Origin of the sequence: Hubeiibacter jixunmingi, from assembly GCF_041928215.1 — a bacterium.
Taxonomy (GTDB): domain Bacteria; phylum Pseudomonadota; class Gammaproteobacteria; order Pseudomonadales; family Moraxellaceae; genus Acinetobacter.
Window position 1 is genome coordinate 1 of the sequence record NZ_JBHFHK010000069.1, and the last position, 10,159, is coordinate 10,159.

At 39.3% G+C, this 10,159-nt stretch carries 7 protein-coding genes and 2 pseudogenes; 5 read left to right on the forward strand and 4 right to left on the reverse strand.

Annotated elements, in window-relative coordinates; all coding sequences use genetic code 11:
* The first annotated feature begins 146 nt into the window (after positions 1–146).
* A pseudogene (locus ACEYX7_RS09455) lies at positions 147–778 on the forward strand (VIT1/CCC1 transporter family protein).
* A 177-nt stretch (positions 779–955) separates the two neighbouring features.
* On the opposite strand, the gene ACEYX7_RS09460 reads toward ACEYX7_RS09455, so the two are convergent.
* Positions 956–1,771 carry a putative porin gene (locus tag ACEYX7_RS09460; protein ID WP_374805217.1) on the reverse strand — a complete coding sequence of 272 codons (816 nt, stop codon included), beginning with the start codon at positions 1,769–1,771 and terminating at the stop codon, positions 956–958.
* A gap of 354 nt (positions 1,772–2,125) precedes the next feature.
* Here ACEYX7_RS09460 and ACEYX7_RS09465 point away from each other — a divergent pair, with 354 nt between their 5' ends.
* The 3 genes from ACEYX7_RS09465 (at position 2,126) to ACEYX7_RS09475 (ending at position 3,860) form a co-directional block, all read left to right on the forward strand.
* Entirely contained in the window at positions 2,126–2,767 is a 642-nt protein-coding gene (locus ACEYX7_RS09465) for an immunity protein Imm33 domain-containing protein (RefSeq protein ID WP_374805218.1), read from the forward strand.
* A gap of 67 nt (positions 2,768–2,834) precedes the next feature.
* Positions 2,835–3,179 (forward strand): 5-carboxymethyl-2-hydroxymuconate Delta-isomerase, encoded by a 345-nt coding sequence (locus ACEYX7_RS09470; RefSeq protein WP_374805220.1) that lies wholly within the window; start codon positions 2,835–2,837, stop codon positions 3,177–3,179.
* A gap of 102 nt (positions 3,180–3,281) precedes the next feature.
* Positions 3,282–3,860, forward strand: a complete 579-nt coding sequence (locus ACEYX7_RS09475; protein WP_374807069.1) for a LysE/ArgO family amino acid transporter — start codon at positions 3,282–3,284, stop codon at positions 3,858–3,860.
* A 115-nt stretch (positions 3,861–3,975) separates the two neighbouring features.
* On the opposite strand, the gene ACEYX7_RS09480 is transcribed toward ACEYX7_RS09475, so the two are convergent.
* On the reverse strand, positions 3,976–4,374 hold the full coding sequence (locus ACEYX7_RS09480; protein ID WP_374805223.1) for an MAPEG family protein: 399 nt from the start codon (positions 4,372–4,374) through the stop codon (positions 3,976–3,978).
* Positions 4,375–4,496: 122 nt separating this feature from the next.
* Between ACEYX7_RS09480 and ACEYX7_RS09485 the strand changes: the two genes are divergently transcribed.
* Positions 4,497–4,970 carry a hypothetical protein gene (locus ACEYX7_RS09485; protein ID WP_374805225.1) on the forward strand — a complete coding sequence of 158 codons (474 nt, stop codon included), beginning with the start codon at positions 4,497–4,499 and terminating at the stop codon, positions 4,968–4,970.
* A 94-nt stretch (positions 4,971–5,064) separates the two neighbouring features.
* On the opposite strand, the pseudogene ACEYX7_RS09490 reads toward ACEYX7_RS09485, so the two are convergent.
* Positions 5,065–6,717 (reverse strand): annotated as a pseudogene (locus ACEYX7_RS09490) (2-oxo acid dehydrogenase subunit E2); the annotation flags it as partial.
* A gap of 5 nt (positions 6,718–6,722) precedes the next feature.
* Positions 6,723–9,440 carry a pyruvate dehydrogenase (acetyl-transferring), homodimeric type gene (aceE, locus tag ACEYX7_RS09495; protein ID WP_374805227.1) on the reverse strand — a complete coding sequence of 906 codons (2,718 nt, stop codon included), beginning with the start codon at positions 9,438–9,440 and terminating at the stop codon, positions 6,723–6,725.
* Positions 9,441–10,159: the final 719 nt, after the last annotated feature.

The window sequence follows — 10,159 nt, forward strand, 5'->3', positions numbered from 1 at the left end:
TTAAGCAAGGGCTTCTTGATGACTATATTTGTGAGCAACTTCGTTGCCCTTCGGTTAGGTTTGCGTAAGTCCTATATGTGTATCATACAACAAAATATCTGTTAAACTGTCCGCAATATGACAAAATCACCTCAACTGGAAAAATTATGCAAGCACATCATGAACATCATTTAATTTCTCGCTTAGGATGGGTGCGTGCCGCAGTCTTAGGTGCCAATGACGGCATTATTTCTGTGACCAGTTTGGTTGCAGGTATGGCGGAACTGGTGCGGGTCAGCAATTATTGTGGGTGACATGCGTTGCAGGATGGATTGCAGGTGCGATCTCAATGGCTGCGGGTGAGTACATTTCAGTTAAGTCGCAAGAAGATATTGAAAAATCGGATATAGAAATGGAGCGTCGAGAGCTGACCAATAACGCTGCTTACGAATTACAGGAGCTGACCAATATTTACGTTAAACGTGGTCTGACACCAGAGTTAGCACATCAAGTTGCAGTGCAACTGACTCAGCATGATGCGTTGGCAGCACATATGCAAGATGAAATCGGTATTTCTGATGCGACCGCAGCCAACCCATTTCAGGCAGCATGGGCATCAGCTTTGGCATTTTCGTTGGGCTGTATCCTACCAATGTTAGCGATTTGGTTGATTCCAACTGCTTATCTTTCAAAAGGTATCATCGTTGTTGGAGCATTGGCATTAGCAATTTTAGGTGTTATCTCTGCATTATTATCGGGTGTATCACCAATTAGAGGTGCAGTGCGTATCGTCATTTAGGGATTGATTGCCATGGGCATAACCAGTTGGATTGGCTCGCTATTTAATGTGGCAGTTGCTTAGAAGTATGAGCGTTTTATATTACTGTTAAAGATTAGAATAATGATTTTAAAATATCGTTCAATAAAAAAATGCTCCCAAAGGAGCATTTTTTATATCACATCATCTGATGAAATATTAGAAACGGTATGCACCACGAACAACATAAGTTTTATTGTCGTCGCCAAAAGATGCTGTGCCTTCTAAGCTCATTTCAGGCGTGAAGAATTTCTTAGCACGGAAAGAAAAAGCATCTGTGCTTGAACCAACGTCAGGATGATTAGCACTGTAACCAGTACCTACACTGAAAGTACGGTCGAAGTAATAATCAGCACCCAAGCTAACTACTTTATTATCACCTAGAGTAGCATTAGCTTCTAAATTCAAATCGTTAGCACCAACTTTAGTCAAGTATTTCGCACCGATGTATGGAGAAGTGTTAGATACTGAACTAGATGCATAACTTGTATCATTTTTTACTTCTGTCTTGACTTGTGAGTATGCGATACCACCTTGTAACAACAAATCGTTTGATGGTTTGTAACCTACACCTGCACGGACAACATTAATTTTAACTGAGTCATCAGTTGAGTCTTTAAAATTAGAGTGCCCAGCATCAAGCATACCAGCGAACTGAGTGCCAGGAACATAGTAAGTTGCACCAGCATTTACGACTGTAGTTTTAACTTCACCCATCTTTGCAAAGCTAGTGCCTGCATGGATATTGCTTGAATTTTGTAAGAACGCTTGCTCAGCTAATGGTTGAGATTGATTGTCTTGTACTGGTGCGAAGTGGTAAGTACCATCAACACCGAAACCAGTAGCATTCTTGCCTTTCTCTGGCGATACAACGTTCATTGTAGCACCAACTTCAGCTTGATAAGCATTTGCATTTACTGCAACCAAAGAAGCAGATGCAGCGATAACAGCAGCCAATACGTTTAACTTTTTCATGATGTTTTTCTCCCATCACAATTTATAAAAAAATTTGTTACACTTATTTTCAAAAAAAACTTGCGTCAGGTCAAATTTATTTCGTAAAGAAATTTTATCACAAAGTAACCAAACTGTAAATGCAATAAATTAAACTATTGATAAATATATAAATTTAACTCTTGTAATATTTTGTAATATTTTAAATTTAATAGCATTATTTTATTAAAATCTCATTTTTGTCTATTGGTTCTTGATCATAGATGAGCATTGTGACCAATACATTGATAAACGGTAAGCTAAAATTCATGTTCAACTTGATTAGCGTCAAAGTTTAAGCCTATACTCAACTTGAAATAAATATGGAGCGATTTGATGGACAATACTGAACAAAAGTGGCATTTAGAAAATGTACGAACACTTGCAAAGCAATATCCATATACTTTTTATGTGCCGTCGATCGAATATATTTCGACTTTAGAAATTGGTGATTTGGTTAAATTGATGTTTGAAGATGAGCAAGGTCAAGCCGAACGAATGTGGGTAAAAATCACCGCCATTCATGGTGAAGATTTTGCTGGACAGTTAGATAATCAACCTTATGAAATTCAAGGTTTAAATGCTGGCGACTGCATACATTTTTCTGTACAGCACATTATGACATCCTACAATAAAGTCGATCCTGTACCATCATTGGCACAAGAATATTGGGATAGATGTTGGACGACCAAAGCCATTTTGGATGGTGAGGCACCGATTGGATTAATTTGTAGAGATGAACCTTGCCAAGATCAAGAAGATCGTCCATGTCAAGACAGTGGCTGGCAAATTTTAACTGGTGACGAGAGCGATGAATATATGTGTAATCCTGATGTGATTCGATGGGTTGCTTTGGGTGTGTTGTTGAATATTGATGATAGCTTTATCCACTTATTAGATGAAAAAGTAGGCAGTGCTTATATCAAAAATGAACAAGGTGAATGGGTTATTGACGCAAATTTTGAATTTGCTGACTAAAATATCATTTTAAATTTGTGCTATAGTGCAATGCACATTACACAGCAGATATATTTTGGAGAAAGTCATGCCCCACTTGATTATCGAAACATCACACAATTTGGATTATTCTGCACAAGATTTATTACTATGTTTAAATCAAGCGCTTGTTTCGACAGGACATTTTCAAGCTATTGATATTAAGAGTCGCATTGTCAAAATTGATGCCAGCTTGGTCGGTACAGGTGAACAAGCCCAAGCGTTCATTGCTTTACAATTATTCATCATGAAAGGACGAGATCAAGCAACACAGCAGTCATTTGCTCAGACGCTATGTGACGCATTACAGCAATTTTTTAAGACAAATCAGGGCTTACAGTGCTCTGTAGAAGTCATTGAATTAAGTACAGTTTATCAAAAGTGTATTGTTTGAAATCAGTACATGACTGAGACACTATGTTAAAATTTGGATTTTCATTAACATAACAATTTCAATCGGGGCAATTCATGGACAGTATTAGTTTTTTTTGCAGGGATGATGCTCGGTTTATCCTTGATTGTTGCTATCGGTGCCCAAAATGCCTTTGTGCTTAAACAAGGTATTTTAAAACAGCATGTATTTTGGATTTGTTTATTTTGTGCATGTTCTGATGCAGTGTTGATTGGCTTGGGTGTATTTGGTTTTGCACCATTATTAGCGAAGTTTCCGACCTTTATTATACTGATGAAATATTTCGGTGTATTATTTTTATTTGCCTATGGCTTATTGGCATTTAAACGTGCTTACGATGGCGGACAACACTTGCAACTTGAACAGGATGGCGAACGTCAATCACTCAAACAAGCGATCGCATTATGTTTTGCATTTACTTGGCTTAATCCGCACGTGTATTTAGATACAGTGGTGTTGATGGGTTCGGTGTCTTCGCACTATCAAAATAAAATCGCTTTCGCTAGTGGGGCAATGTTGGCGTCATTTTTGTTCTTTTTTAGCCTAGGCTATTTGGCACGTTTTTTACGTCCATTGTTCACCAAGGCGAATGCTTGGCGAGTGTTGGACAGTGTGATTGGTATAATGATGTGGTGGATTGCTTTCAGCTTGCTCAGAAGTTGATGAACGATGTATTTGTTTAGAATCAATTGTGCATCGATATTTTAAAATAAAATCGATTTAAATCATGTCTTTTGAACTCAACAACGGTCATAAACAACCTTTAAAGCTTAATGATCTAGATACGAGTACACAATACAAGTAATGCCAATGGACAAGCCGTTGCCAAACTCCACACCAGACTACGCAAACGTGGATAATCAAGTAAATAACAGATTGCATAAATCGTACGTAAAATCAAAAATGCCGTGCCAAGCATCACCACATAACGATCGCTGACCACCAAGTACTCTGCCATCAAAATCGATGCAATAAACAACGGTAAAATTTCAAAGCTATTTTGTTGGACGGCGTTGGCTCGTGCTGCCAAACCTGTACTATTTTGCAAAAATTCTCGATGATTCCCACCGTGTTGTTTTAGATCATATCCCGATTTGTACACTGCAATTTTGCTAAAAACATAAGGGAATATACAAGCGATAATAATTGCCCAAATACTAAAATGTAAACTGTTCATAACAGCAACCTAATATGTCAAAATCTTCGCCATCATAACATGATTTGATAAAAAAATTTGTAATGAACGTATAATGTGTTTATGTTATGCTTGGTTGGTTCTGCTCTTACAAGGTTTTTGTGATGTCCAAAGCTCATAAACAGTCTAATAATAAAGATCACGCCCCTACTCCACCCACTAGTCAACGTACTACACCATCAGCCCAAGCGGATGCAGTAGCGACCGACGACGTTTATGCAAAATTGACGGCTGATCTAAAAAAGTTGGATAAAATGCTGTGGTTTGCGTTACCTATTTTTGGTTTATTGTTAAGCTTTTTATTTGCGAATCTGACTTGGTTTTCTACTCTATTCACCCCGATTATATTTATTGGTGCTTTGGTCGCTGTAGGCATCAAAAAATACTCTCTAACACTGACGATTATTTTTTGTGTTATGTATTGTTTTATTGATAATTACATCAGCTACAACTATCAGTTCAGCGTCACAGGTTTAAAACGTCAAGCTCTGACTATGGTTCTTTTTATTTCTGCGGTAGGCTTGGCACGTCCTATGATCGAACGTGCATTATTTAAAAAACACAGTCTAAATCTGTAGACTCCAAAGCCATTGCTTTGTACTTTTGAAAAAATAAAAAAAATCGGTGATCTTGAATCACCGATTTTTTACTTTAGTGCAATACGCTAAAGTCTTATAACAATACTGTACGGATATCCGCCAATAACGTTGCAAGTTTAGACGTAAAGCGTGCTGCATCAGCACCATTAATCACACGGTGATCGTATGACAATGATAATGGCAACATCAAGCGTGGCTCAAATTCTTTACCATTCCAAACTGGTTGCATCTTGGCAGGAGAAATACCCAAAATCGCCACTTGTGGCCAGTTTACTAATGGTGTGAATGCTGTACCACCGATTGAACCTAGACTCGTAATTGTGAAGTTTGCACCTTGTAAATCTTTTGGTGATAACTTTTTGTCACGTGCTTTTTGGCTCAACTCACCCAATTCTTGTGCGATTTGCTTAATGGTTTTTTGGTCTGGATTACGCAATACAGGTACAGTCAAACCATCTGGTGTAGCTACAGCAATACCCATGTGGATTTCGTTACGTAACAATACCGCTTTGCCATCATCAGCCAAGTGTGCAGCAAAATAACGCTCTTCTTGCAACAAGTGTGCTACCGCTTTGGCGATAAATGCCAAAATCGTCAAGCCAATACCTTGCTTTTTAAAGCCGTCTTTTAACTCATTACGCCATGCTTCTAAAGCAGTAATATCCGCAGATTCAAACTGCGTTACTTGCGGAATATAGTTGTTCAAAGACAATTGTGGAATAGAGACTTGTTGCAAACGTGTCAATACTTGCTCTTCCACACCACCGAATGCACTGAAATCAGGTAGTTTTGGCAAACCGCTAACTTGTGCTGCAGCAGGTGCCACCGCAGCCACTGGTGCTGGTTGGTTAAGACGTGTTTTCACATAAGCGAACACATCATCTTTGAGAATACGACCGTTTTGTTGTGAAGATTTAACTTCTGCCAACAATACACCTAATTCACGTGCCAATTGGCGTACTGCAGGACCAGCATAGACTTTGGCATTGGCAGCACTTTGCTCTGCTGTAAGCTTATCAACATTTACTGTTTCGTGGCTGACTGCCGCAGCGGGTGCAGTTGCTGCTGGAGCTGATTTCTCAGCTTGTGGTGCAGCTGGTTTTTCAGCTTGTGGTGCTGACTCGACTGCTGTAGTTTGGCTTGCACCGCCAGCAGTTTTTACAGTCAATAAGACAACGCCTTCTTGAACCATATCACCAGTTTTTACGCTGATTGCCAACACTTCACCAGCAACTGTACTTGGTACTTCAACAGTCGCTTTGTCAGATTCAACAACAACTACGCTGTCATCAACATCGATACTATCGCCAACTTTTACCAAAATCTCTGCGATTGCTGCTTTATCAACACCAATATCAGGTACTTTGACTTCAACTTCACTGCTTGCAGAGCTTGCTGGTGCAGCTGCTTTTGCTGGCTCAGCTTGCGGAGCAGATGGTGCTGATTCAGCTGCTTGTGGCTTTGCTTCACTTTTTGCAGGTTCAGCTGATGCACTTGTATCACTTGCTTCAAGCTCAATCAAAGGTGTGCCTTCTGTAACTTCATCACCTTGCTTGATCAAAATTGCTTTGACTACGCCCGCAGATGTACTTGGTACATCTACAGACGCTTTATCTGATTCTACAGTGACAATCGCATCGTTTGCACTGATGCTATCACCTACAGCCACAAGAATCTCTGAAACTAGGGCTTTATCTACACCGATATCAGGCGTTTTAATTTGCATAATCATTAACCTTCTGATTTTTTGCTATCAACATATTCAGCAACAGATTGAATTTTTGGATGCTTTTGCTCTTTCCACGCTGATGGACGATCAACATCAATTTCAAAACTTGAAATCGCATCTTTCACCAAACGTAATTCAACTTTGCCTTCATCTGCCAATTTTTTCAATGTTGCGACAACAATACTTGCTGCATCCACTTCAAAATAACGGCGTAAGTTTTGACGTGAGTCTGAACGACCAAAACCATCAGTACCCAATGCTACAAAAGGCATACCTTCTGGCAAGTATGGACGTACTTGTTCGCTGTACAAACGCATATGATCTGTTGCAGAAACCACGATACCTTCATAACCACTTAATTGCTGTGCAATCCAGCTTTCTTTTGGCTCTTCTTCCAAAGGATGTTTGCGGTTGTATTCTTCACATGCCATACCATCACGTGCTAACTCGTTAAAGCTTGTTACGCTCCACACGTTACTATGGATTTGGTATTCATCACGTAAGATCTTCGCTGCTTTTTCAACTTCACGTAAAATCACACCTGAACCAAGTAATTGGACAGTGGCTTTTTCATCTTTTTGCAATAAATACATACCACGTTTAATGCCTTCTTCAACACCTTCTGGCATTGCAGGCTGTGGATAGTTTTCATTCATCAAGGTCAAATAGTAGTACACACGCTCATGGTCGCCATACATACGTTTGATACCGTCATGTACAATCACTGCCAACTCATAGCCATAACATGGGTCATAAGAGATACAGTTTGGAATTGTACCAGCAAGAATATGAGAATGACCGTCTTGATGCTGTAAGCCTTCACCATTCAACGTAGTACGACCTGCTGTTGCACCCAACAAGAAACCTTGTGCTTGTGAGTCGCCTGCAGCCCAAGCCAAGTCACCAATACGTTGGAAACCAAACATTGAGTAGTAGATGTACAATGGAATCATTGGCAAGTTATTGGTTGAATAACTGGTCGCCAATGCGATCCAAGCACTCATCGCACCTGCTTCGTTAATCCCTTCTTGCAACATGTGACCATCTTTGGCTTCACGATAGTTCATCAATTGTTCATTGTCTTCTGGCGTATAGTTTTGACCATGCGCAGAGTAAATACCTAATTGACGGAACATACCTTCAAGACCAAAAGTACGTGCTTCATCTGGTACGATTGGTACAACACGATCTTTGATTGCTTTGTCTTTTAACAATGCAGAAATCAAACGTACCATCACCATGGTCGTTGAGTAGCTCTTTTCACCCATACCTTGAAGTACGTTATCAAAAATTGACAATTCAGGTACTTGTAATGGTTCAGCTTCTTGACGACGACGCTGTGGCAAATAACCACCTAACGCTTCACGACGTGCTTTCATATATTTGATTTCAGGAGAATTTTCTTCTGGACGATAGAATGGTAATTCGTCTAGTTGTTCATCACTGAATGGCAAATTGAAACGGTCACGGAAGTATTGTAATGCTTCACCAGGTAATTTTTTGATTTGGTGTGCTTTGTTTACACTTTCTGCTTCATTTGATAAACCATAACCTTTAACTGTTTTCGCTAAGATTACAGTAGGCTGACCATTTGCAGTAGTCGCTGCACTGTAGGCTGCAAATACTTTGTACGGGTCATGACCACCACGATTCAAGCTCATGATGTCTGCATCGCTCAAGCCTTCTACAAGCTTAGCAGCTTCTGGATATTTACCAAAGAACTGCTCACGCATGTAAGCACCACCTTTTACTTGGTAACGTTGGTAGTCACCATCTAATGCTTCTTCCATACGTGCTTTTAATGCACCAGAATCATCTTTTGCCAATAGCGGATCCCAATGGCGACCCCATACTACTTTGATGACACGCCAGCCCGCACCACGGAAAATTGATTCTAATTCTTGAATCACTTTACCGTTACCACGTACAGGACCGTCAAGACGTTGCAAGTTACAGTTTACTACCCAGATAAGGTTGTCTAACTTTTCACGACCAGCCAATGAAATCGCACCTAGGCTTTCTGGCTCATCCATCTCACCGTCACCTAAGAATGCCCAAATCTTACGATTTTCATCTTTGATCAGCTTACGGTTAGTCAAATATTTTTGGATATGTGCTTGATAAATTGACATAATTGGACCAAGACCCATCGATACAGTTGGGAATTGCCAATAGTCAGGCATCAAATATGGATGCGGATAGCTTGATAAGCCTTCGCCATCAACTTCACGACGGAAATTGTCCAGTTGCTCTGCCGACAAACGACCTTCGACAAAAGAACGTGCATAAATACCAGGTGCATTATGACCTTGATAATAAATCATATCGCCACCAAAGCTGCTGCTTGGTGCACGGAAAAAGTGGTTGAAACCGACATCATACAACGTTGCACTTGATGCAAATGTTGCCAAGTGACCGCCTAGCTCGTCTTCGTTTTTGTTTGCACGTAGTACCATTACTAATGCATTCCAACGGATTAAAGCACGGATACGGCGTTCCATGTCCTGATCACCTGGCATAGCAGGTTGTTCATTGACAGAAATGGTATTTAAGTAAGGTGTATTTAAACGCTGAATAGGCAAATGCTTTGCAATTGCGCGTTGATATAACTTTTCTAATAAGAAAGCAGCGCGTTCAGTACCCATGTGTTCGATCACAGAGTCAAACGCATCTTGCCATTCTTGGGTTTCTTGTGCATCGGTATCGCCATAAAAAGCCATAATTATCACCTGTTTTGTGTTGAGTTCATTCGTTTTCAAATTATGCCATACTTTTTTAAAGCGTTGTTAGACCATTATATAAATAAAAGTAACAAGGCTATTTTTTTTGGAAATGGTGGGAGGCTTTTGGGTGGTTTTGAAAACAATTCACCTGTACAAGCTTCTAAGAATAATCTACTTTATGTTTTACTGATTGATTTTTAATCTATTTCTCAAGGTTATAAATCATCTTGTGTGATGTATTAAACTCATCATATTCATCATGAGCTTTTTTTATCGGCTTGATTGTGACTGACAGAAACATAACACTCTAATATATCAAATCTATTAAAACTTAAAAATTCATTGACCTTAGTGATACTTTTCCATCGTAAATTCATTAGGTTTTGATCACTAAACTAAACTTTCAATATCTGCTCAATCCAAATGTTTCATCTTAAAAGATGATGGGCAGTAAGGTGATTGTGCGTGCGGATGTTCAGTACATACTAGGGTACTTTTGAGATAGAGCTTGATTTGTAAAAGAAAGATGGTGAAAGCTGTACTTTTTAAAATTAATTAGTCATAACTAAAAGTTACGCTTTTACACGGTTGTGAAAAATCATCACTTCTTGAGCTTTGATTTTTTTATTTAAAGAGTAATTTAAATAGGGCGTGTTGACAATTAACGCAAATTGATTATTGTTGCAGCCAGATAGATATTAGCAGCAAAAGATTCA

What these genes read in the sequence shown, in the direction of transcription:
- ACEYX7_RS09460 (WP_374805217.1), bottom strand. Translation starts at nt 1,771, where the DNA reads ATGAAAAAGTTAAACGTATTGGCTGCTGTTATCGCTGCATCTGCTTCT.
- ACEYX7_RS09465 (WP_374805218.1), top strand. Translation starts at nt 2,126, where the DNA reads ATGGACAATACTGAACAAAAGTGGCATTTAGAAAATGTACGAACACTT.
- ACEYX7_RS09470 (WP_374805220.1), top strand. Translation starts at nt 2,835, where the DNA reads ATGCCCCACTTGATTATCGAAACATCACACAATTTGGATTATTCTGCA.
- ACEYX7_RS09475 (WP_374807069.1), top strand. Translation starts at nt 3,282, where the DNA reads ATGATGCTCGGTTTATCCTTGATTGTTGCTATCGGTGCCCAAAATGCC.
- ACEYX7_RS09480 (WP_374805223.1), bottom strand. Translation starts at nt 4,374, where the DNA reads ATGAACAGTTTACATTTTAGTATTTGGGCAATTATTATCGCTTGTATA.
- ACEYX7_RS09485 (WP_374805225.1), top strand. Translation starts at nt 4,497, where the DNA reads ATGTCCAAAGCTCATAAACAGTCTAATAATAAAGATCACGCCCCTACT.
- aceE (WP_374805227.1), bottom strand. Translation starts at nt 9,440, where the DNA reads ATGGCTTTTTATGGCGATACCGATGCACAAGAAACCCAAGAATGGCAA.